This is a genomic window from Pseudomonas putida (assembly GCF_050990305.1).
In the GTDB taxonomy this organism is placed as follows: domain Bacteria; phylum Pseudomonadota; class Gammaproteobacteria; order Pseudomonadales; family Pseudomonadaceae; genus Aquipseudomonas; species Aquipseudomonas putida_AH.
Genome location: NZ_CP158817.1, coordinates 2878966 through 2901752 on the forward strand (window position 1 = coordinate 2878966; position 22787 = coordinate 2901752).

Here is a 22787-nt window from a genome sequence, read left to right on the forward strand (position 1 = left end):
GGTCTGACAGCCGACATCAATATTGAATGATCTGCCGTCATCGCGAGCAAGCTCTGCTCCTACAGAGTGCGGGTGGTGTTAGTGAGAGTGGCGAGGCACTTCGGCTCCGCGGCATCCGACCAGGAAGTCGAAGTCGCAGCCCTGATCCGCCTGCAGCACATGGTCGATGTACAGCTGACGATAGCCTCCCACCAGCAATTGCTGCGGCGGTTGCAGATCGGCCATGCGCGCCGCCAGTTCGGCGTCAGGAATGTCCAGGTGCAGGCGGCCGCTGGCGCAATCCAATTCAATCCAGTCACCTTCCTTCACCGCCGCCAGAGGTCCGCCGGCCGCCGCTTCCGGCGCCACATGCAAGACCACGGTGCCGTACGCCGTGCCGCTCATGCGTGCATCGGAAATGCGCACCATGTCGGTTACGCCCTGGGCCAGCAGTTTGGCCGGCAGGCCCATGTTGCCGACTTCAGCCATGCCCGGATAACCCTTGGGTCCACAGTTTTTCATCACCAGGATCGAGCTGGCGTCGACTTCCAGTTCCGGGTCGTTGATCCGTGCCTTGTACATGTCGAAGTTTTCGAACACCACCGCGCGCCCGCGATGTTGCATCAGCTGCGGTGTGGCAGCGGACGGTTTAAGCACGGCACCCAGTGGCGCCAGGTTGCCACGCAGCACACAGATGCCGCCATCGGCGCGGATCGGATTGTCGAGGGTACGGATCACTTCATCTTCGCCGTAGATCGGCGCGTCCTTGGTGTTCTCGCCGATGGATTTGCCGTTGACGGTCAGGGCGTTCGGGTTCGGGATTAGATTGGCTTCACCCAGGCGACGCAGGACCGCTGGCAAACCACCGGCGTAGTAGAACTCTTCCATCAGGAAGCGCCCGGACGGTTGCAGGTCGACGATGGTGGGCATGCCGCGACCGATACGGGTCCAGTCGTCCAGATCCAGTTCCACGCCGATACGTCCGGCGATGGCCTTGAGGTGGATCACCGCGTTGGTCGAGCCACCAATTGCCGCGTTGACCCGGATGGCGTTTTCGAAGGCTTCCTTGGTCAGGATCTTTGACAGCTTCAAGTCTTCACGGACCATCTCCACCGCGCGCATGCCGGACATGTGCGCCAACACATAACGACGTGCATCGACCGCTGGAATCGCCGCGTTGTGGGGCAGGGACGTGCCGAGCGCTTCAGCCATGCAGGCCATGGTCGAGGCCGTGCCCATGGTGTTGCAGGTGCCAGCCGAGCGGGACATGCCGCCCTCGGCTGCGAGGAAGTCGTCGATGGTGATGGTGCCGGCCTTGACCTGCTCGCTGAGCTGCCAGACCACGGTGCCCGAGCCGATGTCCTTGCCCTTGTGCTTGCCGTTGAGCATCGGCCCGCCGGTGACCACGATGGCCGGCACGTCGCAACTGGCGGCGCCCATGAGCAAGGCCGGGGTGGTTTTGTCGCAACCGGTCAGCAGCACCACGCCGTCAATCGGGTTACCGCGAATGGCCTCTTCCACGTCCATGCTCGCCAGGTTGCGGGTGAGCATGGCGGTGGGGCGCAGGTTGGATTCGCCGTTGGAGAACACCGGGAACTCCACCGGGAAGCCCCCAGCCTCGATCACCCCGCGTTTGACGTGCTCGGCGATCTGGCGGAAATGCGCGTTGCACGGGGTCAATTCCGACCAGGTGTTACAGATGCCAATGATCGGCTTGCCGTGGAACTGATGGTCGGCGATGCCCTGATTCTTCATCCAGCTGCGGTACATGAAGCCGTTCTTGTCGGCGGTGCCAAACCATTGGGCGGAGCGCAGGGTGGGTTTCTTATCAGACATGATCGATTCTCTTATTGTATGACTATATTGTTCGAGCTGAGGCGTAACATAAGCTCAAAATCGTGTATTTGGAAGAGTTGTTGGGTAATTAGTATTACTATATAGTCGTTTTCAGCGGAGGGATGGCCCTGGCGATTTATCGTGAGAGGCGTCCCCCGAGGTTCTATAAAAACAACAATCGGAGACCGATCCCATGAGCCAGGAACTGCGGCTTATTCGTCGCATCACGCTGAAACTGATTCCCTTCCTGATCCTGCTGTACCTGATCGCCTACGTGGACCGCTCCGCCGTGGGCTTCGCCAAATTGCACATGGGCGCCGACATCGGCCTGGGTGACGCGGCCTATGGCCTGGGTGCAGGCCTGTTCTTCATTGGTTATTTCCTGCTGGAAATCCCCAGCAACCTGATGCTCGATCGCTTCGGCGCGCGGCGCTGGTTCGCGCGGATCATGATCACCTGGGGCGCCATCACCATCGGCATGGCCTTCGTCCAGGGACCGAATAGCTTTTATGTGATGCGCTTTCTGCTGGGGGCGGCGGAAGCCGGGTTCTTCCCGGGCGTCCTGTACTACATCACCCAATGGTTCCCGGTGCGCCATCGCGGCAAGATCCTGGGGCTGTTCATCCTGTCGCAACCGATCGCGATGATGATCACCGGCCCCGTGTCCGGTGGTTTGCTCGGCATGGATGGCGTGCTGGGGCTGCACGGCTGGCAGTGGCTGTTCATCGTCATCGGCACCCCGGCGATCCTGCTGACCTGGCCGGTGCTGCGCTGGTTGCCGGATGGCCCGCAACAGGTGAAATGGATGGACCAGGCGGAAAAGGACTGGCTGACCGGCGAGCTGAAAAAAGACCTGGCACAGTACGGCCAGACCCGCCACGGCAACCCGTTGCACGCCCTCAAGGACAAGCGCGTATTGCTGCTGGCGCTGTTCTACCTGCCGGTGACCCTGAGCATTTATGGCTTGGGCCTGTGGCTGCCGACCCTGATCAAGCAGTTTGGTGGCAGCGATCTGGTGACCGGTTTCGTGTCATCGGTGCCGTACATCTTCGGGATCATCGGTCTGTTGATCATCCCGCGCAGCTCCGACCGACTGAATGATCGCTACGGCCACCTGGCGGTGCTTTATGTGCTGGGCGCCATCGGCCTGTTCCTCAGCGCCTGGTTGTCGCTGCCGGTGCTGCAATTGATGGCGCTGTGTCTGGTGGCGTTTGCGCTGTTTTCCTGCACGGCGGTGTTCTGGACCTTGCCCGGTCGCTTCTTTGCCGGTGCCAGCGCGGCAGCGGGGATTGCGCTGATCAACTCGGTGGGCAACCTCGGCGGCTACATCGGCCCGTTCGTGATCGGCGCGCTCAAGGAATACACCGGCAACCTGGCTTCGGGGTTGTACTTCCTGTCTGGCGTGATGGTTTGCGGCCTGATTCTGACCGGCGTCGTTTATCGCCAGCTGGAACGCAAGCATGTGCTGCCGGCGGATGAGTTTGCGGCGAGTGCGCGGGGCGCGACCCGTACCTGACACCTGACACGGACCTGTAGGAGCAAAGCTTGCTCGCGATAGCGGATTTTCAGGCGACTCCATTGCTGAATGTTCCGCCGCCATCGCGAGCAAGCTTTGCTCCTACAGGGCTTGCGGTGTTTTCAAGTTCTGCTTAATGGAGAAATTTCATGCGTTTGGTTCAATTCGAATTGAGTAACGGTTTACGCCGTGTCGGCGTGGTCGAGGGGACTCTGGTCCTGGAAGTTCGTGAGGCACACACCGTTCGCGATCTGGCGTTGGCGGCGATCGAGGCGGGCAACACCCTTGAACAACAGGTGCAAACGCTGGGCCTGGGCATCAGCCACGACTACGCCGAACTGCTGGCGCAATTGCGCATTCTGCCGCCGCTGGACCATCCGGACCCGGCACACATGCTGGTCAGCGGCACCGGCCTGACTCACCTGGGCAGCGCCTCGGCACGGGACAAGATGCATCAACAGGCTGGCGACGAAGCGGCGATGACCGACACCATGCGCATCTTCAAGTGGGGCGTGGAGGGTGGCAAACCGGCAGCGGGCCAGGCCGGTGTGCAACCGGAATGGTTCTACAAGGGCGATGGCAGCATTGTCGTGCGTCCGGGCCAACCATTCCCGTTGCCGCCGTTTGCCGAAGACGCCGGCGAAGAACCCGAGCTGAGCGGCCTGTACGTCATCGGTCACGACGGCAAGCCGTATCGGCTGGGGTTTGCCGTGGGCAACGAGTTCTCCGATCACGTGATGGAGAGCAAGAACTACCTATACCTGGCTCACTCAAAACTGCGCAGTTGCAGCTACGGCCCGGAACTGCGGGTGGGCGAATTGCCCCAGCACCTGGCGGGCACCAGCCGCATCCTGCGCGATGGCCAAGTGCTGTGGCAGAACGAGTTCCTCAGTGGCGAGGCCAACATGTGCCACAGCCTGGCGAATCTGGAGTATCACCACTTCAAGTACAGCCAGTTCCTGCGTGCGGGGGATGTGCACATTCATTTCTTCGGCACCGCGACCCTGTCGTTCGCCGATGGCGTGCGCACGCAGCCGGGGGATGTATTCGAGGTCAGCCAGGCTGAGTTCGGCGCGCCCCTGGTCAATGGCATCGCACCGGTTGCAGCCGCATTCGAACCCGGCACCGTCGCCGCACTTTGAGGAGCTATCCATGACCCGAATTCTTGGTCACAACTACATCGGTGGTCAGCGCAGCGCGTTGGGCGGCGTCAAATTGCACAGTGTCGATGCCGAAACCGGCGAGGCGTTGCCCTACGATTTCCTCCAGGCCACGCCGGAAGAAGTCGACGCCGCCGCCAAGGCTGCCGCTGTGGCCTACCCGACCTATCGCAGTCTGAGCGCCGAGCGTCGTGCGCAGTTTCTCGATGCGATTGCTGATGAACTGGACGCGTTGGGCGATGAGTTTGTGACCGTGGTGTGCCGCGAAACCGCCTTGCCGGCTGCGCGGATCATCGGCGAGCGCAGCCGCACCAGTGGCCAGATGCGCCTGTTCGCCAACGTGCTGCGCCGTGGCGATTTCTACGGCGCGCGGATTGACCGGGCCTTGCCCGAGCGCCAGCCGTTGCCGCGTCCGGATTTGCGTCAGTACCGTATCGGGCTCGGCCCGGTGGCGGTGTTCGGTGCCAGTAACTTTCCCCTGGCATTCTCCACCGCCGGTGGCGATACCGCCGCTGCCCTGGCCGCCGGTTGCCCGGTGGTGTTCAAGGCCCACAGTGGTCACATGGCCACGGCCGAGCAAGTCGCCGATGCGATCCTGCGTGCCGCGCAGAAGACCACGATGCCAGCCGGTGTGTTCAACATGATCTACGGCGGCGGGGTGGGTGAAGCGCTGGTCAAGCATCCGGCGATTCAGGCGGTGGGTTTTACCGGTTCGCTCAAGGGCGGTCGAGCGTTGTGCGACATGGCGGCGGCACGAGCGCAACCGATCCCGGTGTTCGCCGAAATGTCGAGTATCAACCCGGTGATTGTGCTGCCCCAGGCGCTGCAAGAGCGCACGGAAACCATCGCTCGTGGACTGTCGGCTTCGGTGGTTCAGGGTTGCGGGCAGTTCTGTACCAACCCTGGCCTGGTAATCGGCATTCGTTCGCCGCAATTCACGGCATTCCTCAAGCAACTGGCCGACCTGATGGCCGATCAACCAGCGCAAACCATGCTCAATGCCGGGACCCTGGGCAGCTATGGCAAGGGCTTGCAAAAGCTGCTCGAACACCCTGGCATCGAACACCTGGCAGGGCAGCCACAATCAGGTCGTCAGGCACAGCCTCAGTTGTTCAAGGCTGATGTCAGCCTGCTGATCGAGGGGGATGAGGTGCTGCAAGAAGAAGTGTTCGGCCCTGCCACGGTGGTGGTCGAAGTGGTGGATCAGGCGCAACTGAATACCGCGTTGAACGGATTGCGCGGTCAATTGACGGCGACGATCATCGGTGAACCAGCGGATTTCGCGCAGTTTGGCGAGTTGACGGCGTTGCTGGAACAGAAGGTCGGTCGGATCCTGATCAACGGCTATCCGACGGGTGTGGAGGTGTGTGATTCGATGGTCCATGGCGGTCCGTATCCGGCGACGTCCGATGCCCGTGGCACCTCGGTGGGGACACTGGCCATCGGCCGCTTCCTGCGCCCGGTATGCTTGCAGAACTACCCGGACAGCCTGCTGCCGGATGCACTGAAAAACGCCAATCCGTTGCGCATCCAACGCCTGGTGGATGGCAAGCCGTCACGCGAAGCCCTGTAGGAGCTGCCGCAGGCTGCGATCTTTTAAGATCAAAAGATCGCAGCCTGCGGCAGCTCCTACAGAGGAGGGTGGGGCGCAATGAGCTATCATTGCGTTTTTACCACTCAAAGATTGATTGCCATGACTGCTGTAACCGACACCCTGCTCAACGCCCTCGAACACTGCGGAATGGTGGAGATCGACGGGCTGCACGCCTTCGAATTCGCCCTTGATGTCGAAGACAACCTGCATATCGAATGCATGGACGGTCGTGTGGCCAAGCACTGGGAATTCACACCGGCGCAAGTTCAGGCCGCGACCTATGACACCACATTGCAAAGCTGGTTGATTACCGGTGATTCTGGCGAACACCGTCTGGTCTGCCTCGGCGACGTCATCAGCGGCGACAACGATGACGACGAACAAGCGGATGCGTAACTTCTGGCCACTGCTGATGGCTGGTAGCATCGGCGCGATGGGCGTTCAAGCCGCATCCGCCGAGGACTATCAGTTGCTCGTGGGTTCCTACACCGCCGGGCAAAGCCAGGGCATTTATCGGCTGAACTTCGACAGCGCAACCGGGCAGATCAACGCCAAACCGTTGCAAGTGATCAACAGCGAAAACCCGTCATGGCTGACGTTGAGCAAGGACCTGCGACACCTGTTCGTGGTCAACGAAAATGGCCCTGGGCAGGCCGATCCGGTAGGGCGGGTCAGCAGTTTTGCCATCGACCCCAAGAACCATGGGCTGAGCCTGATCAATCAGGTGCAGAGCCTGGGTAACGAGCCGACCCATTCGAGCCTCAGCCTTGATGGCAGCCACCTGTTCGTCAGCAACTACTCGGTGGCTGAAGATCCGGGCGGCACCTTGGCGGTGTTGCCAGTGGGCAGCGATGGCGTGCTCAAATCGGTGGTGCAGATGAGCAGTCATCCGGCCAGTCGGGTCAATCCCGAGCGGCAGATGTCGGCGCATGTGCATTCGACGATCCCGTCCCCGGATGGCAAGTACGTGTTTGCCAATGACCTGGGTGCGGACAAGGTCTTTGTCTACCGTTTAGATCCCAAGGCCAATCCCGACCTGCCGTTGACCCCGGCCACGCCAGCGTTTGTCCAGCTGCCACCGGGCAGCGGGCCGCGTCATCTGCTGTTCAGTGCCGATGGCAAGCACGCCTGGCTGACCATGGAGATGAGCGCCCAGGTGGCCGTGTTCGATTATCGCGACGGCACGCTTGAGCAGACGCAAATGGTCGATCTGGCCGCCGGTCAGCCGGTGTCGGACAAGGCCGCCGCGGCGTTGCATGCCTCATCGGATGGCAAGTTCCTCTACGTCAGCAACCGGGGCACCGCCAATCAGTTGCTGGTGTTCGCCATCGACCCTGCCACCGGGCATCTCAAGGAGCTGCAACGACGTGCGGTGGAAGGCGACCATCCTCGTGAGTTCAGTCTCGATCCCAGTGGCAAGTTCGTGCTGATCGCCAATCAGAAAAGCAACCAGATTGTCGTCGTCGAGCGCGATGCCAAGAGCGGTTTGCTGGGCAAAACCGTGCAAAAACTGCCGATGGACGCCCCGAGCGACCTCAAGTTCTTGCTGCGACAATAGACCGCAGGCCCCGGTTCGCGGGGCCTGTAGCTTTCTATCAATGAGGCTGATATTTGGTAATGCTACAAAGCATTTCAAGGCCTCGTTCCTCGAGGGTTAAGTTTGCTTCACGGCCCCACCGGGCAAGCAAGCCAACTGAACTCTGAGGAATACAGCATGAACTTCAATCTCTTCTCCGTAATCGCCGCTTCCGCCATCTCTGCCTCCGTAGCCCTGCCAGCCAGCGCCAACGTTGAAATCAGCGACAAAAAATCCCACACCCAGAGCTACACCCAGAAATACCTGCAACAGAGCGCCAACTTCTACGCCGCACTGGATCACAAAACCCAGCACTGAAATTGCCTTCCTACCCCTGTTATGCAGGAGCGAAGTCACTTGCCGATCGAGCGGCTACGTCTCGGAAGGCACTGAAGTGATGTCGCTCCTGCATAACGCATTTACGACAGCTTCCTATCACCCTCGATCTACTGCTTGATATCAGATGGCCATGCGTTTAACTTTGACGCTGATTTTTTGACTCCTTCTCCAGAAAAGGATCGATCACATGGCGATGCGTCTTGCAGTGGTACTGCTGTTCCTCTATTCCACCCCCATCCTGTCTGCTGCTGAGCCCATTACCGGGGAGCCCGAGGCTGCTCGCGAGCGGCTGATGAGTTTTATTGAAGGCTGAAATAGCCTGGCTCAATGATCAACGAAGCTGATAGTTGCTATAGACACGCCTAGTTGGTTATCGAGGCTTTTTTGATCGATTCTGTGGACTCTGAAACATGCCCACGGAGTTCATCATGGCCAGCGCAATCATCACTTCTGCCAAACACGGCGCCTATGTGGCTATCGGTCTTTACCTGGTCATGGTGCTGGTCATCAGTCTTTCGCCGCAGTCGCAGCAAACCTTCGAGACACCGATTCAAGTGGCGCACCCTGGTATCCAGTTTGAACACCGTGCTCAACAGTCCATGGTGGATCAGGCTGAACTGGCAGGAGTCGGCGGAGCATGAACCGTTGCAAACTCCTGGTCATCGCCTTCCTGGCCTTCATCACCAATGGATTTTCCCTGCTGGGGATCGGGCACGGTTCGATAGGTGCGGTGGCACGGGCCATCGAAGCCAATCACAACATCGCGCGTAACATCGAGATCGCCAAGGCCATGGGCATGCTGGCCGGCAACCCGCCAATCAAACCAGAAAGCGGCTTTTTTGGGCCGTTCCATGTCGATTGCGCAGAGATCGGCATGTGTGAAGTGTTGGCCTGAACGCCACAGTCCCTGTAGGAGCAAGGCTTGCCCGCGATGCTTTTGGTGGTCTTGAGGGCCCCATCGCGGGCAAGCCTTGCTCCTACGGGAATCGGGTCTATTTCGCCATTATTGATGTGAACAGGCCCGACGCCAGAAACTGCTGCAACCAGTCTTGCAATCGCGGATAAGGCGTCTGCGCAAACCACTCGCGGTCGACATGGGCGAATTGGCGTATGAACGGCATCAGCGCCACGTCGGCCAGTGAAGTGTTGGCCTGAACGCCACAGTCCCTGTAGGAGCAAGGCTTGCCCGCGATGCTTTTGGCGGTCTTGAGGGCCCCATCGCGGGCAAGCCTTGCTCCTACGGGAATCGGGTCTATTTCGCCATTATTGATGTGAACAGGCCCGACGCCAGAAACCGCTGCAACCAGTCTTGCAATCGCGGATAAGGCGTCTGCGCAAACCATTCGCGGTCGACATGGGCGAATTGGCGTATGAACGGCATCAGCGCCACGTCGGCCAGTGAAGTGTTGGCCTGAACGCCACAGTCCCTGTAGGAGCAAGGCTTGCCCGCGATGCTTTTGGCGGTCTTGAGGGCCCCATCGCGGGCAAGCCTTGCTCCTACGGGAATCGGGTCTATTTCGCCATTATTGATGTGAACAGGCCCGACGCCAGAAACTGCTGCAACCAGTCTTGCAATCGCGGATAAGGCGTCTGCGCAAACCATTCGCGGTCGACATGGGCGAATTGGCGTATGAACGGCATCAGCGCCACGTCGGCCAGTGAAGTGTTGGCCTGAACGCCACAGTCCCTGTAGGAGCAAGGCTTGCCCGCGATGCTTTTGGCGGTCTTGAGGGCCCCATCGCGGGCAAGCCTTGCTCCTACGGGAATCGGGTCTATTTCGCCATTATTGATGTGAACAGGCCCGACGCCAGAAACTGCTGCAACCAGTCTTGCAATCGCGGATAAGGCGTCTGCGCAAACCATTCGCGGTCGACATGGGCGAATTGGCGTATGAACGGCATCAGCGCCACGTCGGCCAGTGAAGTGTTGGCCTGAACGCCACAGTCCCTGTAGGAGCAAGGCTTGCCCGCGATGCTTTTGGCGGTCTTGAGGGCCCCATCGCGGGCAAGCCTTGCTCCTACGGGAATCGGGTCTATTTCGCCATTATTGATGTGAACAGGCCCGACGCCAGAAACCGCTGCAACCAGTCTTGCAATCGCGGATAAGGCGTCTGCGCAAACCACTCGCGGTCGACATGGGCGAATTGGCGTATGAACGGCATCAGCGCCACGTCGGCCAGGCACGGGTGGTCGGCCAGTAAATAATCACGTCCCTGCAATGATGCATCCAGCTTGCGCAGGAACACTTCGCCTTCGGCGCGATAAAACGTCATCGGTTGCTCGGGGTAGCGTTCGGCATATTTGTAGCGATTGAGCTGCACTTTGAACGCCTGATCGTTCTCCTCGATCAACGCGGCCATGGCCAGCTGTCCTTTCGGATCGTCCTTGAGCAACCAGTCCTGCGGGTCATGCTGCGCCAAAGCCCAGCGCATGATCTCCAGGCTTTCATCGATGACCCGGCCTTCGACGCTCAACACCGGCACCGTACCTTTGCTCGACAGCGCGAGCATTTCGGCAGGTTTGGCCTTCAGGCTGACTTCGACGATGTCCACGGCTACCCCGGCGTAGCGCAGGGCCATGCGTGCTCGCATGGCATACGGGCAGCGGCGGAAAGAGTACAGCGTGATCATTTCACCTCCAGGGTGCTGAGGCCGTTGCCTTGGCGGTGGACTTGAATCTGCACCGGAATCCGTTCGTGCATTTCCTGCACGTGGGAAATCACCGCGACCTTGCGCCCCTGGGCCTGCAAGCCGTCGAGGGCGTCCATGGCCAGTTGCAGGGATTCGGGGTCGAGGCTGCCGAAACCTTCGTCGATGAACAGCGATTCGATTTTTAGCGTGCTCGACGCCATGGATGCCAGGCCCAAGGCCAGGGCCAGCGACACCAGGAAGGTTTCGCCACCGGACAACGAATGCACTGAACGCAGTTCGTCGCCCATCTCAGTGTCCATCACCAGCAACCCGAGCATGCTGCCGCCCCGTTTGAGGCGATAGCGCCGCACCAACTGGCGCAATTGCACGTTGGCATGGTGCACCAGCAGGTCGAGGTTGTAGGCCTGGGCGATCTTGCGGAAGGTGTCGCCGGTGGACGAACCGATCAATGCGCTCAGGCGCGCCCAGCGTTGATACTCCGCGTACGCCTCGGCCATTTGCTGCGCCAAAGCCTGATTGGCGTTCTGCCGACGCTGGTCCTCGGCCTGTTCGGCGCGCAGTTCGGCGCAAAGCTGTTCGCTGACACCACACTGGTTATGCAATTGGCTCAGCGCGGTGTCGAGTTGTTCGGCTTCAAGGTTACCGTTGTGCTGCGCCTGGTGATCGAGCAAGCGTTTGTCGCGTTCCTCTACCAGGACCTTGGCCTGTTCGATGGCTTTTTCACTGTTCTGCAAGTGTTGACGCAGCTCGCTGACCTGGACATCATCGACGCTCAGCAAGTCTTCGAGGCCGCCATCATCCAGTTCCGGGTGACGGCTGCGCCAATCGGCAATTTTACCCGCCAGTTCCCGGTCTTCGCCTTCGAGCGCGTGCAAACGTTCTTGCTGCGCCTTGAGCTCAGCGGCGATGCGCACCTGTTGCGTGTGCACGCTTTGCAACGCTTGGGCGGTGCCGGTTTCGGTGCTGCGTGCCGTTTCCACGGCCTGTTCCAGTTGCTGCTGCCAATGCTCGGCGCTGCTGTGTTCGCCGAGCAATTGCGCGAGGGTGTGCTGGCTCATCTGCTGTTGTTCAGACAGGGTTTTGAAGCGCTGCTCGGCGGCTTGCAGTTGCTGATCGCGAGTCTGTTGCCGATCCTGTTCCTTCTCCAGGTGTTGCTGGCGTTGCTGCTGTTCGGCCAGTTCTTCCTTCTGTTGATCGAGCTGCGCCAGGCGTTCGGTGATCTGCCGGTCCAGCTGTATGAAGGTTGCGGCCGGCTCGAGGCGCAGCGCTTGCAGGGTCTCGGCCGGCAGCAGGTTGGCGAGGGCGGTGAGTTCTTCGTCCAGGCGCTGACGGTCGCTGCCCAGTTCGCGCTGTTGATTGTCCAGCTGCTGAGCCGCTTGTTGATGCGCGGTTTCGGCATGGCGCAGTTGTTGGGTCAGGCGCGCGGCTTCCTGTTGCAGGGTGAGCAGGGCGCTTTGACGTTGCTCATCCTGAGTGATGCTTTGATTCAACTGGCTGTTTTGCCGGGTGAGCCAGGCGTCGCGTTTGTCGGCATCCTGATCCAACAGCTGCGTTGCCAGCGGATGCGCTTGCAGGCTTGGCGTCAGGGCTTGCTGCTGGGTCGCCAGGTGCTCCTGTTGTTGCAGCAGTTCCTTTTGCCGGGCAATCAGGCCGCCGACCTCGGCGCGCAGGTCGGTGAGCTTTTCCTTGAGCAGATCGACGGCTTGCTGGGCGTTGGCCAATTCGCCTTCATCAAAGCGACCGAGGCTATGCAGCAGGGCTTCGGGCTGATGGTACGGATGCTCGTGGCTGCCGCAGACCGGGCAGGGTTGATCATCCTGCAACTGCGCGCGCAGCTCTTCGACACTGGCGCTGCGTGCCAGGCGCTGACGCTCCAGCAGTTCGCGGGTGACGTTCAGGGCCTGCTCGGCGACCGTCAGTTCTGCCTTGGCCTTGACCCCGTCCTGGGTCAGGCGCTCGCGCTCCTGCTGCGCGGTGAGCAGTCGCTGTTGCAGCTCGGCGCCGCGTTTATCCAACTCCTGCTGGCTGGTCCATAACCGCGTCAGGTCTTCAACGGCACGCAGTTGCTTGCGATTGTCCTGCAACAGGCTACCGAGAATGCCGATCTGCTCGGCAATGGCATCTGGTTCGCTATCGGCCTCCTTGAACAGCACGTCCAGCTGCTGTTTCTGCGCAGCCAGTGTCTGCGCCGTAACCGTGGCGATTTGTTCGAGGTTGGCCAGTTCGGCCTGGCCCTTGTTCAGTCGATTGCCGATCAACACCAGTTGTTGCAGGCGTTCGCGATAGGCATTCCAGGCCTCACTCAACGGCGCCAAATGGGCGCTTTGTTCAAGCTCGGCGGCCATGCGCTGCAAGTGTTCGGCGACCTGGGCCTGTCGGTCGAGCAGGGTTTGGATTGCGCTCTGGCCTTGGGCAAAGGCTTGCTCGGCGTTGTGCCTGGCTTCGGCACCGAGGGCTGTTTCCTTGACCAGACGGGCGAGGGTGCTGTGTTCTTCGAAGGCCTGACGCAGCAACGGCGCGCAGTCGGTTTGTTGCTGTTGCGCGTTGCTCAATGCCATCCGGGCGGCGTCGAGTGCCTGCTCCAGTTGTGCCTGGCGCTCGCCAAGTTCGCTGTACTGCTGCGTGTGTCCGGCCATCTGCACGGTCAGGGGCGTCAGCAGCGCATCGATCTGGGCCTTGCGGGCAAACTGATGCCGTTGCGGTGCCAGTTGCTCCAGGCGGGACAGTTTCAGCCGCTCGCCGGTCAGGCTTTCCCAGTGTGATTGCGCCGATTGCAATTGCTCGGTGGCGCTGTGTTGCGCGTCCTGCAACTGGTGCAAATCCTTGAGCCAGGTGTGTTGCAACTCAAGCTGCTTGAGTTGCGCCTGCTGCAATTTGAGCTGTTGTTGTGCCGCATTGAAGCGCTCATCCAGCTCCGCTCGTGCTTCGGGGGCTAGCGGTGTGACGCCACTGGCCTGGTCCTGCAGCAGTTTGTGGGCTTCGCGAGCTTCCTTGGTCTTGTCGAAGGCGCGACGGCCCAAGCGGGTGTAAAGCGCCGTGTCGGTGAGTTTTTCCAGCAGTTCACTGCGGTCGTTGTCATCGGCCTTGAGGAAGGCACTGAATTCGCTTTGCGCCAACAGCACGGCGCGGGTGAACTGTTCGAAGTTCAAGCCCAGTACCGACTCGATCCGGCTTTTGAATTCAAGCTTCTGGCTGGCGAGCAGTTGATCCTGGTCGATGTCGCGCAAGCTCTGACGACTGGCTTGCAGCCTGCCGCCCGCTTTGTCCCGGGCACGGTTGGCCTCCCAGCGCGCACGGTAGCGGCGGCCGTCGATGCCGACGAAATCGACCTCGGCAAAGCCTTCGCCGGTGCCGCGACGCAATAGTGTGCGGGGGTCACCGGTGCCGATGTCACCGTCGATGTCCGGTGCCTTGGCTGAAGGCTGGACGCTGTTGAGGCGCGGGACGCTGCCGAACAAGGCCAGGCACAGGGCATCGAGCAATGTACTTTTACCGGCGCCAGTGGGCCCGGTGATGGCAAACAGGCCGGCGCTGGCCAAGGGTTCGGCGGTGAAGTCGATCTCGAAGGGCCCGGCCAGTGAGGCGAGGTTTTTCAGGCGGATGGCGAGAATCTTCATGGCTGTTCGCCCTCCATCTGCACTTCTTGCAGCAGCTCGGCAAAGTCCTTGAGGGTTTGCTCGTCGACCTCGCTGCCGTAGTTGTCCTGCCAGGCGCGGCTGAACAGCTCCTGGGGCGTGAGTTGGTCCAGTTCGATCAACGTACCGTCATCTGCATCCTGGCGATTGCCGTTGCCGGCGTATTCGGCGGCAATACGCACCAGGCGTACGGCTTTGCCTTGCAGGGCGGTTTCCACTTGATGACGCAGGTCCGGCTGCGGTTCGTCGAGGCGTACTCGCACCTCCAGCCAGGGTTGGCGTTGGTAATCGGCCAGCAGGTCGATGTCCGGCAGGTCCGCCAGTTGCAGCAGGATATCCGCCAAGGGCGCAGGGCCCAGGCGTTGCAGATTCACCGCGCGGGGAATGAGTTTGGGTTCGACGCTGACCAGGGTTTCGCCGTCCAGGGTGATGTCGAGAATCTGGTGCTGGTAAGCGATCTCGGAGAACGACAGCGGAATGGGCGAACCGCTGTAACGAATCCGCTCTTCGCCATTGACCTTTTGCGGCTTGTGCAAGTGCCCCAGGGCGACGTAGCTGATGCTGGGCCCGAACAGACTGGCGGGCAGGGCTTCGGCGTTGCCGATGATCAGGCTGCGTTCGGAATCCTCCGACACCGAGCCGCCGGCCATGTGCGCGTGGCTAATGGCGATCAGCGCCTGACCCTTCTTGCGCTTGGCGTTGGCCGCCTCAATCAGCCATTCATGGACCTGGCCAATGCCGCGCAGGTAGTCGTCGCCCAAGTGCGCGCCGGTGACCTCGGCCGGGCGCAGGAAGGGCAGCGCCAGGCACCAGGCGACGGTTTTACCCTTGGTGTCCGGCAGTGGTATCAGCAAGCGTTCGGCGTCGAGTTGCCCGTCGTCGAGCCACAACACCCGACCCAGGGCATGGGTGCGCAAACGACGCATCAGCGGGGCCGGCAGTTCGATACGCGAGCCGGAGTCGTGGTTGCCGGCGATCATCACGATGGTCAGCTTCGGTTGCTGCTCGTGCGCACTGACGATGAAGTCGTACAGGCGTTCCTGGGCTTTAACCGGCGGATTGACCGTGTCAAAGATATCGCCGGCGATCAGCAGCACATCCGGCTGCTCGAGTTTGAGCTGGCGCAGCAGCCAGTCGAGAAAACAGCCGTGCTCGAAATCGCGATCCTGGCCGTGCAGGTTCTGCCCCAGGTGCCAGTCGGAGGTGTGAAACAGACGCAAGGCGAACTCCGTAGGAAATAAGGTGATGGCCACGTGGGAATTGGATGGTGGCTAAAAGGGAGGGAGTTTACTGGTAAAAAATATGGGTTGTGTGATGGATATGACCGCATTGAAGACCTGCGGTGCTTTTGTGGATTGACTCGGACCTGTGTAGGAGCAAGGCTTGCCCGCGATGGCGCCTGTGTGATCGCTATCGCGGGCAAGCCTTGCTCCTACAAAAAGCGGTTGAATTACTTAGGATAAAGCGGCGGCAGCCCGCTGTCGCCCGTCGCTTCCTGAACCCCTTCAGCCATGGGGATCGCCCGAATCGCCCGCCACAGCTCTTCACCTTGCCAGTGCTGGCCGGTTTCGCTGTACAGCGCGCCGTTCAAGCCGTCCAGGGCGTCGGACAGCGGAACGAAACGGGCGGCCATGTCGGCCAGGGTTTCCGGCTGCTGGCGGGCCCAGGCGTCGAGGGCCTGGCGGGTGGCGTGGGGGTCGTTGGCCTGGCATGCACGCTTGAGGTCGTCGAGCACGGTGCGCGGGCTCGGACCGGTTTGCGCCGCGCGCTGGACTGCCGGTTGCCGGCGCGCGCGCCACCATAGGCCGAAGCCGAGCAGGGTAGTGCAGGCCAAGATCAGGCTACTGAGTTTCCAGCGCCACAGGGCTTCGCTGTCGGCTGTCGCGTTGAGTGGTGCGGTGCTGGCCGGGGTGTCGATCATCAGGCTCGGATTAGCCGCCACTTGCAGCGACCTGGCCGGCAGACTGCTGTGTTCCAGGTGATCTTCAAAGGTGTTCCACCAGACCACTTCCACCGACGGCAACTCGATGGAACCGCTGCGAGACGGTACCAGCGCTTCGCGGTCCTCACGACTGCCCACCAGTCCGCGTTCGCTGTTCTGATTGGCCAGCACGGGTTGATCCGGGTAACGGCGCAGGCCACTGACTTCGGTGCCGGGCAGGGGGGGTAGCTGTGTGCTGGCCAGGCCTTCGGCTTTCACCGTGAGGCTGCGGGTCAGCGAATCGCCGACCTGAACGTGTTCCGGTTCCGGGTTCCAGGTCTCGCTGAGGGTCAGATTGCGCGCTGGCAACCAGGGCAGGTCGGCGGGGTAGCTGATGGGTTTGGCTTTGACCGTCAGCAGGATTTCCTTGGAGCTGATACGCATCAGCTTCCCGGATTTCGGTGCCTGCGACGCGGTGTCCTGGCTAGGGTTTGCGTCTACCAGCGCGGCGTTGAATTCCTGCTGCGGAATGATCAACTCGCCGCTGTGTTGCGGGTAGATCGCGTAACGCATTTCGATCACGCCGTGACGCACGCCGTTGATGTCTTTTTCGTAGGTGCGCGATTCACCCAACTGTTCGATGTGTGTGTCGGGAATCTGCAAGGGCGGCAGGCTGCTGTCGTCGTACAGCGACACGGAATGGTAGATGCGCAGGGTCAGGATAGCCTGAGCCTGCACGTATACGCTGCTCTGATCGAGGCTGGCTTCGATGAACACCGGGGCCAGTTTGTTCGAGTTCTCCTGGGTTTCGCTCTCGACCACTTGCAGGGTGATCGGCTGGCTCTGGGTTTCGCCCAGTTTCAGCCCCGGGATGACCACTGTGCCGTTTTCCAGCGGCAGCAAGGTGATGATCCAGCGGGTGGTGGCATGGTTGTCGCCGCCGAGGGTGTTCAATTGGTTGACCTGGCGGGTGCCGCGCACTTCGAACAGCGGTTCCAGCGGCGTCAGGTCCGGTTTGCCGAACTGGGTCACGTCGTTGGATTCCAGGATCAGCTCGATTGTCTCCCCGGAGCTCAGGCGCGTGCGGTCGACACTGGCGACCAGCTCGGCTGCCTGGGCCTGAACGGTGCATAGCAGCACGGCGGGCAGCGGGGCGAACATGAAAGCGGTGAAGCGGTTCATCGAGTTTTTTCCTGATCCTGATGTTGTTGCTGTTCGTACCAGAATTTGCGCCTGAGCAATTCCCCCGGATCATCCGGGATCTGTCGTAACCATTGCTCCAATGCCTGCTGCTGTTCACCTTCGATGCTGTCGCTGGCCGGGCGCATGGGTGGCGTGGTGTGTTGTTCGTCCCCCAACTCGCTGCCGGGGACTTCGTTGGTGCCCGTTTTGGCCGGCGCCTTGAGCGATTGTTCAGTGTTGGAACCGACCTGCTGGTCAGTGTTTTTCGGCTCACCCTGATTCTGTGCCTCGCTGGCGGGACCGGGTGGTGGTTCCTGCTCCGAGGACTGGGGCTCTTCGCTGGTGGCGTTATCCGGCTCTTCAGCGGGCGGGTTGGCTTTTTGCTTGAGCAGGCTTTCCACCAATGCCTTGTTGGTCAGGGCAGGTCGCAAGTCCGGTTGGCGTTCCAGTGCCTGTTCGTAGGCGTCCAGCGCGGCCTCCAGCTCACCGCTTTTGGCCAGGGCATTGCCACGATTGTAGTGGGCGTGGGCATCGTTGCCTTCGGCGAACCGCTGGGCGGCGCCGCTGTAGTCGCCGGCCTCATAGAGCGCCACGCCTTGCCATTGATGGTCCTCGAAGTGCTGGGCGGCCTCGGCGGGGCGCTTTTGCTTGAGCAGGTGCTGGCCCTGTTGGTCGGGGCGCAACCACAGGTCCTGGAATTCGAAAGCATGGCTGGGTTGTGGCAGGGCCAACAGCAACGGCAGGCAGAGCAACCAGCCGCGGCGACCGGCGCAGGCGGCCAGCAATAAGAGTGGCAACAGTAACCAGTAACCCTGGTCGGCCCAGGCATCCAGCCGCACGGACTGGCCGTCATCGCGCAGGTTGCGCGGGCCGTCCAGCAAACCCAGCGCACGCAGATCGGCGTCGCTGAGGCGCGCATGGCGATAGCGTCCGTCCAGATCATTGATGAAGGCTTTCAGGCCTGGCTCGTCCAGGTGCGATACCAGAATCGCGCCCTGTTCGTCCTTGAGGAAACTGCCATCCTCCTGTGTGATCGGTGCGCCTTCGGCAGTGCCAATGCCGAGCATCAGCAATTGCGTTGATGTGCCTCTTAGCGCACTCCGAATTCCCTGGCGCTCCTGTTCCGTCAGGGATGAGCCGATCAGCAGGATTCTCCCGTCGCCAAGCGCGCCTTGCTCCAGCAGGTTCAGGGCCTTGAGCACTGCCAGGTCGGCGCGATGTCCGGGCTCGGGCATCAACGAAGGCTTGAGCGCATCCAGCAGGTTGTGACTGGTGGACAGGTCGTCCGATAGCGGCACCAGTGTATGTGCACTGCCGGCATAGACGACGATGGCGGTTTGCGCGTCGCTGCGGTTTTGCAGCAGGTCGAAGAGCTTGCGCCGAGCTTGTTCCAGGCGGTTGGGCTGGACGTCGGTGGCGAGCATTTCCGGGGTCAGCTCCAGGAGCACCACCAAGGGATCGGCGGGCTTTTGGCTGATTTGCTCGACACGCGACCAGCTCGGTCCGAGCAGCGCGAAGACTGTCAGTAGCCACGCCACGCCCAGGGCCACCCACGGCAGTTTGCTGTCGCGTCCACTACCGCCGCTGAGCAGGGTGGCATGGAACGCAGGCGGCAAGATCATCTGCCAGCGCCCGGCGCGTTTCTGTCGATGCCAGAGTTGCCAGAGCAACCAGCCCAGCAGTGGCAACAGCAACAGCCACCAGGGGCGGAACCAATAGGGCCAGAGCGCGCTCATCGGCGCCTCCGCAGGCGCAGGCGCTTGAGACGATCGCGCCAGTCAGGCAGTTGCGTTTGCAAAAACAGATCCTTGGAAAACAGACGCTGGAGCGGGTTGTCCGGCCAAAGCACGCGGGCCACCAGCAGCATGCTCAGCAACAGTGCCATCGCCAGCGGCCAGTGATACAGCGCCTGTGCCGGGCGGGCTTGGGTCGGTTGCTGGGTCACCGGCTCCAGTTGGTCGAGGGTGTCCTTGATCGCTTGCAGCTCCTTGCCATCGCGCGCCCTGAAGTAGCGGCCGCCGGTCACTTGTGCGATCGCTTTGAGGGAAGGCTCATCAAGGTCCAGGCTCGGATTGACGCCGAGGAAACCCAAGGAACCACTTTCCTCCGGATCGGCGCCGATGCCGATTGGGTATATTTTCACGTTTTCCCGGGCCGCCAGGCGCGCTGCCGTGAGCGGGTCGACCTGACCGCCGTTGTTGGCGCCGTCGGTAACCAGAATCAATACTCGGCTTTGTGCCGGGCGCTGCAGCAGGCGTTTGAGGCCCAGGCCGATGGCATCACCGATGGCGGTGTTCTTGCCGGCGATGCCGATGCGCGCTTCGTCGAGCCAGACGCGCACGGTGTGTCGATCAAAAGTCAGTGGCGCTTGCAGGTAGGCCTGGCTGCCGAACAGAATCAAACCGACCCGATCGCCATCGCGGCTCTCGAGGAAGTCACCGAGCAAGTGCTGGACCAGCGCAAGGCGACTGACCTCTTCGTCCTGCCACTGCATGTCGGGGAAATCCATGGAACCGGACACATCCACCGCCACCAGCAGGTCACGGCCACTGGCCGCGATCGGTAGCGGGTCGCCGAGCCATTGCGGGCGCGCGGCGGCGGTCAGCAGCATCAGCCACAGCAGCAGGAACGGTGCTTGTTGGCGCCAAGCCGGCAGATTGGCTCGGGCGCGACGACGGGTCAGGCCCTCGAGATCGCTGAGAAAGCTGACCTTGAGCGCCGGCTCACCGCTGTCGGCCACTGGCAGCACCAGGCGCATCAGCCATGGCAAGGGCAGCAGGGCGAAGATCCACGGCCAGGCGAACTCAAACATGTTTGCGAATCCAGGTTTCGACCGCCTGAGTCAGGCCGGCGATGGCCTTGTCGTCGAGTTTGCATTCGGGTTTGTAGGCACCTTCCACCAGCACCATCCAGCGGGTCAGGCCGGCCGCGGGACAACGGTTGTCGAGGAAGGCCAGCCATTTGCGCCCGTTGAGGGTATGGCTCTGGCTGTAGGGGTAGTGGTTGCGGCACAGGCGTTTGAGCAGGCCGTTGAGCTGCTGCAGCCAGGCGCCGGCAGGGGCCCCGTTGTAGGGCTTGGGCAACTGTGCCAGCTCCGCCAGCGCGGCGAGACGCACCGGGTCCAGTGGCTGTTCGGTGCGCACGATGCGGTTTTTTTTCGGCGCCAGATGCCGCAGTTTCCACACGCCGAAACCGATGGCCGGCAGTAGCAGCAGTAATAGCCACCAGCCCGGCGCCGGTGGCCAGAAATCAATCGGCGGCGGGGATATCAGGGGTTGCAATTGTTCCAGACCGTTCATCGACCTTTTCCCGGTTTCTCAGGGTTCAGGTACTCGCGCAATTGCTCGACCATTTCGCTCTGGGTGCTCAAGGGCATCATCAATACGCGCAGCTTTTGCGCGAGCAATTCCCAGCGGGCGATGCGCGTTTCGGCCTGGGCGCGGTAGGTCTGGCGCAGGTCGAAATTCAGCGTGTCGAGCTCCAGTTGCGCGCCGCGTTCGGTAAAGCGCAGCAATCCAGCGGCGGGCAGGGCGTGATCCAGCGGGTCGGACAGTGGCAGCAGCAAAAGGTCGCAATGGCGCGACAACAGACTCAATTGCTGCTCGGCGCTGTCGGTCAGGGCGCGCTCATCGCAAATCACAATGATCAGGCTGCCGGGGCGCGAGACTTCTCGGGCACGGCGCAGGGCAATACCGAACGCATCGCGGTCCGGCTGACTTTCGGTGTGTAGCGATTGGTTGACTCGCACCAGGCGGTTGAGCAGTTGCAGCAGACTTTGTTTGCTGCGCCGTGGCTTGATTTCGTAGTGCTCGTTGTCGCCGAACACCAGCCCGCCGACCCTGTCGTTATGTCCCAGCGCCGCCCACCCGATCAGGCTGGCGGCCTGGGCGGCGAGCACTGATTTGAACATCAGCCCGGAGCCGAAAAACAACCGGCGGCTTTGCTCGACCATGATGAAGATCGGCCGTTCGCGTTCCTCATGGAACAGTTTGGTGTGCGGTTCCTGGGTCCGTGCTGTGACGCGCCAGTCGATGGTCCGCACGTCGTCCCCAGCCTGATAGACCCGCACCTGGTCGAAATCCACGCCACGGCCGCGCAGCTTGGAGTGGTGCAAGCCAATCAACGGGCTGCGCTGGCTCGGCGTCGAGAACAGCTGTACTTCGCGCACGCGATGGCGCATCTCGATCAGCTCGGCGAGCGTGATGCGGATGCCCGGTTGGGGCGGCAGGGGGGTGTTCATTGGGATCAAGCGACGGCTACGACGTCGAGAATCCGCTGGACCACACGGTCCTGATCGATGCCAGCGGCTTCGGCTTCAAAGGAAAGAATGATGCGGTGACGCAACACATCGAACAGTACCGCCTGAATGTCCTCCGGGCTGACGAAGTCGCGCCCGGCCAGCCAGGCGTGGGCCCGGGCGCAACGGTCCAGGGCAATGGAGCCGCGAGGACTGGCGCCATAGGCGATCCATTCGGCCATTTCCGGGTCGAATTTGGCCGGGTTGCGCGTGGCCATGACCAGTTGCACCAGGTATTCCTCCACGGCATCGGCCATGTACAGGCCGAGGATTTCCTTGCGCGCGGCGAAAATCGCCTGCTGGCTGACCCGGCGTTCGGGCTTGGTTTCGCCGTTCAGGGCTTCGCCCCGGGCCTGTTGCAGAATGCGGCGTTCGACAGCGGCATCGGGGAAACCGATCTTCACGTGCATCAGGAAACGGTCGAGCTGGGCTTCGGGCAGCGGGTAGGTGCCTTCCTGCTCGATGGGGTTTTGTGTGGCCATTACCAGAAACAGGGGCGACAACTCATAGGTGCTGCGCCCGACACTGACCTGGCGTTCGGCCATGGCCTCGAGCAAGGCGGACTGAACCTTGGCCGGCGCACGGTTGATTTCGTCCGCCAGCACCAGGTTATGGAAGATCGGGCCTTGCTGGAACACGAAGCTGCCGGTTTCCGGACGATAGATCTCCGTGCCGGTGATGTCGGCGGGCAGCAGGTCGGGGGTGAACTGGATGCGATGGAACTGGGCTTCGATGCCTTCGGCGAGTTCTTTGATGGCCTTGGTCTTGGCCAGGCCAGGGGCGCCTTCGACCAGCATGTGGCCGTCGGCAAGCAGGGCGATGAGCAAGCGCTCGATGAGTTTTTCCTGGCCGAGAATCTGCGTTGAAAGAAAGGTTCGCAGCGCGAGCAGCGCTTCACGATGTTCCATCGATGACTGTTCCTGGAAAGGGTGACCGAAGACGTTTGCATAACGCCAGGGCTGGGGGCGTTACTTTAATCCATCGCGGGGGGCGGCGACTAACGGCATTTTGTGCAAATTGCCGGATTTGAGTGGCGAATCAGTGGCAAGTTTGTAGAGGTGGGAGGAAATGTTGTTCATTCGGGCCTCTTCGCGGGCAAGCC

Annotated in this window: 19 protein-coding genes and 4 pseudogenes; 9 read left to right on the forward strand and 14 right to left on the reverse strand. The window is 61.4% G+C overall.

Annotation, left to right across the window (positions count from 1 at the left end):
* Positions 1 to 78: 78 nt before the first annotated feature.
* Positions 79 to 1815 (reverse strand): IlvD/Edd family dehydratase, encoded by a 1737-nt coding sequence (locus ABTV22_RS13180; RefSeq protein WP_433740722.1) that lies wholly within the window; start codon positions 1813 to 1815, stop codon positions 79 to 81.
* A 193-nt stretch (positions 1816 to 2008) separates the two neighbouring features.
* On the opposite strand from ABTV22_RS13180, the gene ABTV22_RS13185 reads away from it, so the two are divergent.
* The 9 genes from ABTV22_RS13185 (at position 2009) to ABTV22_RS13225 (ending at position 8895) form a co-directional block, all read left to right on the forward strand.
* Positions 2009 to 3331, forward strand: a complete 1323-nt coding sequence (locus tag ABTV22_RS13185; protein ID WP_433740724.1) for an MFS transporter — start codon at positions 2009 to 2011, stop codon at positions 3329 to 3331.
* 149 nt (positions 3332 to 3480) lie between these two features.
* Positions 3481 to 4473 (forward strand): AraD1 family protein, encoded by a 993-nt coding sequence (gene araD1, locus ABTV22_RS13190; protein ID WP_433740726.1) that lies wholly within the window; start codon positions 3481 to 3483, stop codon positions 4471 to 4473.
* A gap of 10 nt (positions 4474 to 4483) precedes the next feature.
* A complete protein-coding gene (locus ABTV22_RS13195; protein ID WP_433740728.1) occupies positions 4484 to 6064 on the forward strand; it encodes an aldehyde dehydrogenase (NADP(+)) in 1581 nt (526 codons plus the stop codon).
* Positions 6065 to 6184: 120 nt separating this feature from the next.
* A complete protein-coding gene (locus ABTV22_RS13200; RefSeq protein ID WP_433740730.1) occupies positions 6185 to 6481 on the forward strand; it encodes a DUF5629 family protein in 297 nt (98 codons plus the stop codon).
* Positions 6474 to 7643 carry a lactonase family protein gene (locus ABTV22_RS13205; protein WP_433741387.1) on the forward strand — a complete coding sequence of 390 codons (1170 nt, stop codon included), beginning with the start codon at positions 6474 to 6476 and terminating at the stop codon, positions 7641 to 7643. The genes ABTV22_RS13200 and ABTV22_RS13205 overlap by 8 nt, the downstream gene beginning before the upstream one ends.
* 156 nt (positions 7644 to 7799) lie before the next feature.
* A complete protein-coding gene (locus ABTV22_RS13210) occupies positions 7800 to 7979 on the forward strand; it encodes a hypothetical protein (RefSeq protein ID WP_433740732.1) in 180 nt (59 codons plus the stop codon).
* 208 nt (positions 7980 to 8187) lie between these two features.
* Positions 8188 to 8313, forward strand: a complete 126-nt coding sequence (locus ABTV22_RS13215; RefSeq protein ID WP_433740734.1) for a hypothetical protein — start codon at positions 8188 to 8190, stop codon at positions 8311 to 8313.
* Between the two features lie 115 nt (positions 8314 to 8428).
* A complete protein-coding gene (locus ABTV22_RS13220) occupies positions 8429 to 8641 on the forward strand; it encodes a hypothetical protein (protein ID WP_433740736.1) in 213 nt (70 codons plus the stop codon).
* The gene (locus ABTV22_RS13225; protein ID WP_433740738.1) at positions 8638 to 8895 is read left to right on the forward strand and encodes a hypothetical protein; all 258 of its coding nucleotides are present in this window, start codon (positions 8638 to 8640) and stop codon (positions 8893 to 8895) included. The genes ABTV22_RS13220 and ABTV22_RS13225 overlap by 4 nt, the downstream gene beginning before the upstream one ends.
* 97 nt (positions 8896 to 8992) lie before the next feature.
* Here ABTV22_RS13225 and ABTV22_RS13230 read toward each other — a convergent pair.
* The 13 genes and pseudogenes from ABTV22_RS13230 to ABTV22_RS13290 form a co-directional block, all read right to left on the reverse strand.
* Positions 8993 to 9145 (reverse strand): annotated as a pseudogene (locus ABTV22_RS13230) (glutathione S-transferase C-terminal domain-containing protein); the annotation flags it as partial.
* A gap of 107 nt (positions 9146 to 9252) precedes the next feature.
* Positions 9253 to 9405 (reverse strand): annotated as a pseudogene (locus ABTV22_RS13235) (glutathione S-transferase C-terminal domain-containing protein); the annotation flags it as partial.
* 107 nt (positions 9406 to 9512) lie between these two features.
* Positions 9513 to 9665 (reverse strand): annotated as a pseudogene (locus ABTV22_RS13240) (glutathione S-transferase C-terminal domain-containing protein); the annotation flags it as partial.
* A 107-nt stretch (positions 9666 to 9772) separates the two neighbouring features.
* A pseudogene (locus tag ABTV22_RS13245) lies at positions 9773 to 9925 on the reverse strand (glutathione S-transferase C-terminal domain-containing protein); the annotation flags it as partial.
* 107 nt (positions 9926 to 10032) lie between these two features.
* Positions 10033 to 10629, reverse strand: a complete 597-nt coding sequence (locus ABTV22_RS13250; protein WP_433740740.1) for a glutathione S-transferase — start codon at positions 10627 to 10629, stop codon at positions 10033 to 10035.
* On the reverse strand, positions 10626 to 14267 hold the full coding sequence (locus ABTV22_RS13255) for an AAA family ATPase (protein WP_433740742.1): 3642 nt from the start codon (positions 14265 to 14267) through the stop codon (positions 10626 to 10628). Before ABTV22_RS13255 ends, ABTV22_RS13250 begins: the two co-directional genes overlap by 4 nt.
* Complete coding sequence (locus ABTV22_RS13260) at positions 14264 to 15505, reverse strand: exonuclease SbcCD subunit D C-terminal domain-containing protein (protein ID WP_433740743.1); 1242 nt, start codon at positions 15503 to 15505, stop codon at positions 14264 to 14266. Before ABTV22_RS13260 ends, ABTV22_RS13255 begins: the two co-directional genes overlap by 4 nt.
* 230 nt (positions 15506 to 15735) lie before the next feature.
* Complete coding sequence (locus ABTV22_RS13265) at positions 15736 to 17388, reverse strand: BatD family protein (protein WP_433740745.1); 1653 nt, start codon at positions 17386 to 17388, stop codon at positions 15736 to 15738.
* Entirely contained in the window at positions 17385 to 19124 is a 1740-nt protein-coding gene (locus ABTV22_RS13270) for a tetratricopeptide repeat protein (protein ID WP_433740746.1), read from the reverse strand. Before ABTV22_RS13270 ends, ABTV22_RS13265 begins: the two co-directional genes overlap by 4 nt.
* Positions 19121 to 20200, reverse strand: a complete 1080-nt coding sequence (locus ABTV22_RS13275) for a vWA domain-containing protein (RefSeq protein ID WP_433740748.1) — start codon at positions 20198 to 20200, stop codon at positions 19121 to 19123. Before ABTV22_RS13275 ends, ABTV22_RS13270 begins: the two co-directional genes overlap by 4 nt.
* Positions 20193 to 20687 (reverse strand): DUF4381 domain-containing protein, encoded by a 495-nt coding sequence (locus ABTV22_RS13280; RefSeq protein ID WP_433740750.1) that lies wholly within the window; start codon positions 20685 to 20687, stop codon positions 20193 to 20195. The genes ABTV22_RS13275 and ABTV22_RS13280 overlap by 8 nt, the downstream gene beginning before the upstream one ends.
* Positions 20684 to 21628: a DUF58 domain-containing protein gene (locus tag ABTV22_RS13285; protein WP_433740751.1), complete on the reverse strand. Its 945-nt coding sequence runs from the start codon at positions 21626 to 21628 to the stop codon at positions 20684 to 20686. The genes ABTV22_RS13280 and ABTV22_RS13285 overlap by 4 nt, the downstream gene beginning before the upstream one ends.
* 5 nt (positions 21629 to 21633) lie before the next feature.
* Complete coding sequence (locus tag ABTV22_RS13290) at positions 21634 to 22593, reverse strand: AAA family ATPase (RefSeq protein ID WP_007913915.1); 960 nt, start codon at positions 22591 to 22593, stop codon at positions 21634 to 21636.
* Positions 22594 to 22787 lie beyond the last annotated feature (194 nt).

What these genes read in the sequence shown, in the direction of transcription:
- ABTV22_RS13180 (WP_433740722.1), bottom strand. Translation starts at nt 1,815, where the DNA reads ATGTCTGATAAGAAACCCACCCTGCGCTCCGCCCAATGGTTTGGCACC.
- ABTV22_RS13185 (WP_433740724.1), top strand. Translation starts at nt 2,009, where the DNA reads ATGAGCCAGGAACTGCGGCTTATTCGTCGCATCACGCTGAAACTGATT.
- araD1 (WP_433740726.1), top strand. Translation starts at nt 3,481, where the DNA reads ATGCGTTTGGTTCAATTCGAATTGAGTAACGGTTTACGCCGTGTCGGC.
- ABTV22_RS13195 (WP_433740728.1), top strand. Translation starts at nt 4,484, where the DNA reads ATGACCCGAATTCTTGGTCACAACTACATCGGTGGTCAGCGCAGCGCG.
- ABTV22_RS13200 (WP_433740730.1), top strand. Translation starts at nt 6,185, where the DNA reads ATGACTGCTGTAACCGACACCCTGCTCAACGCCCTCGAACACTGCGGA.
- ABTV22_RS13205 (WP_433741387.1), top strand. Translation starts at nt 6,474, where the DNA reads ATGCGTAACTTCTGGCCACTGCTGATGGCTGGTAGCATCGGCGCGATG.
- ABTV22_RS13210 (WP_433740732.1), top strand. Translation starts at nt 7,800, where the DNA reads ATGAACTTCAATCTCTTCTCCGTAATCGCCGCTTCCGCCATCTCTGCC.
- ABTV22_RS13215 (WP_433740734.1), top strand. Translation starts at nt 8,188, where the DNA reads ATGGCGATGCGTCTTGCAGTGGTACTGCTGTTCCTCTATTCCACCCCC.
- ABTV22_RS13220 (WP_433740736.1), top strand. Translation starts at nt 8,429, where the DNA reads ATGGCCAGCGCAATCATCACTTCTGCCAAACACGGCGCCTATGTGGCT.
- ABTV22_RS13225 (WP_433740738.1), top strand. Translation starts at nt 8,638, where the DNA reads ATGAACCGTTGCAAACTCCTGGTCATCGCCTTCCTGGCCTTCATCACC.
- ABTV22_RS13250 (WP_433740740.1), bottom strand. Translation starts at nt 10,629, where the DNA reads ATGATCACGCTGTACTCTTTCCGCCGCTGCCCGTATGCCATGCGAGCA.
- ABTV22_RS13255 (WP_433740742.1), bottom strand. Translation starts at nt 14,267, where the DNA reads ATGAAGATTCTCGCCATCCGCCTGAAAAACCTCGCCTCACTGGCCGGG.
- ABTV22_RS13265 (WP_433740745.1), bottom strand. Translation starts at nt 17,388, where the DNA reads ATGAACCGCTTCACCGCTTTCATGTTCGCCCCGCTGCCCGCCGTGCTG.
- ABTV22_RS13270 (WP_433740746.1), bottom strand. Translation starts at nt 19,124, where the DNA reads ATGAGCGCGCTCTGGCCCTATTGGTTCCGCCCCTGGTGGCTGTTGCTG.
- ABTV22_RS13275 (WP_433740748.1), bottom strand. Translation starts at nt 20,200, where the DNA reads ATGTTTGAGTTCGCCTGGCCGTGGATCTTCGCCCTGCTGCCCTTGCCA.
- ABTV22_RS13280 (WP_433740750.1), bottom strand. Translation starts at nt 20,687, where the DNA reads ATGAACGGTCTGGAACAATTGCAACCCCTGATATCCCCGCCGCCGATT.
- ABTV22_RS13285 (WP_433740751.1), bottom strand. Translation starts at nt 21,628, where the DNA reads ATGAACACCCCCCTGCCGCCCCAACCGGGCATCCGCATCACGCTCGCC.
- ABTV22_RS13290 (WP_007913915.1), bottom strand. Translation starts at nt 22,593, where the DNA reads ATGGAACATCGTGAAGCGCTGCTCGCGCTGCGAACCTTTCTTTCAACG.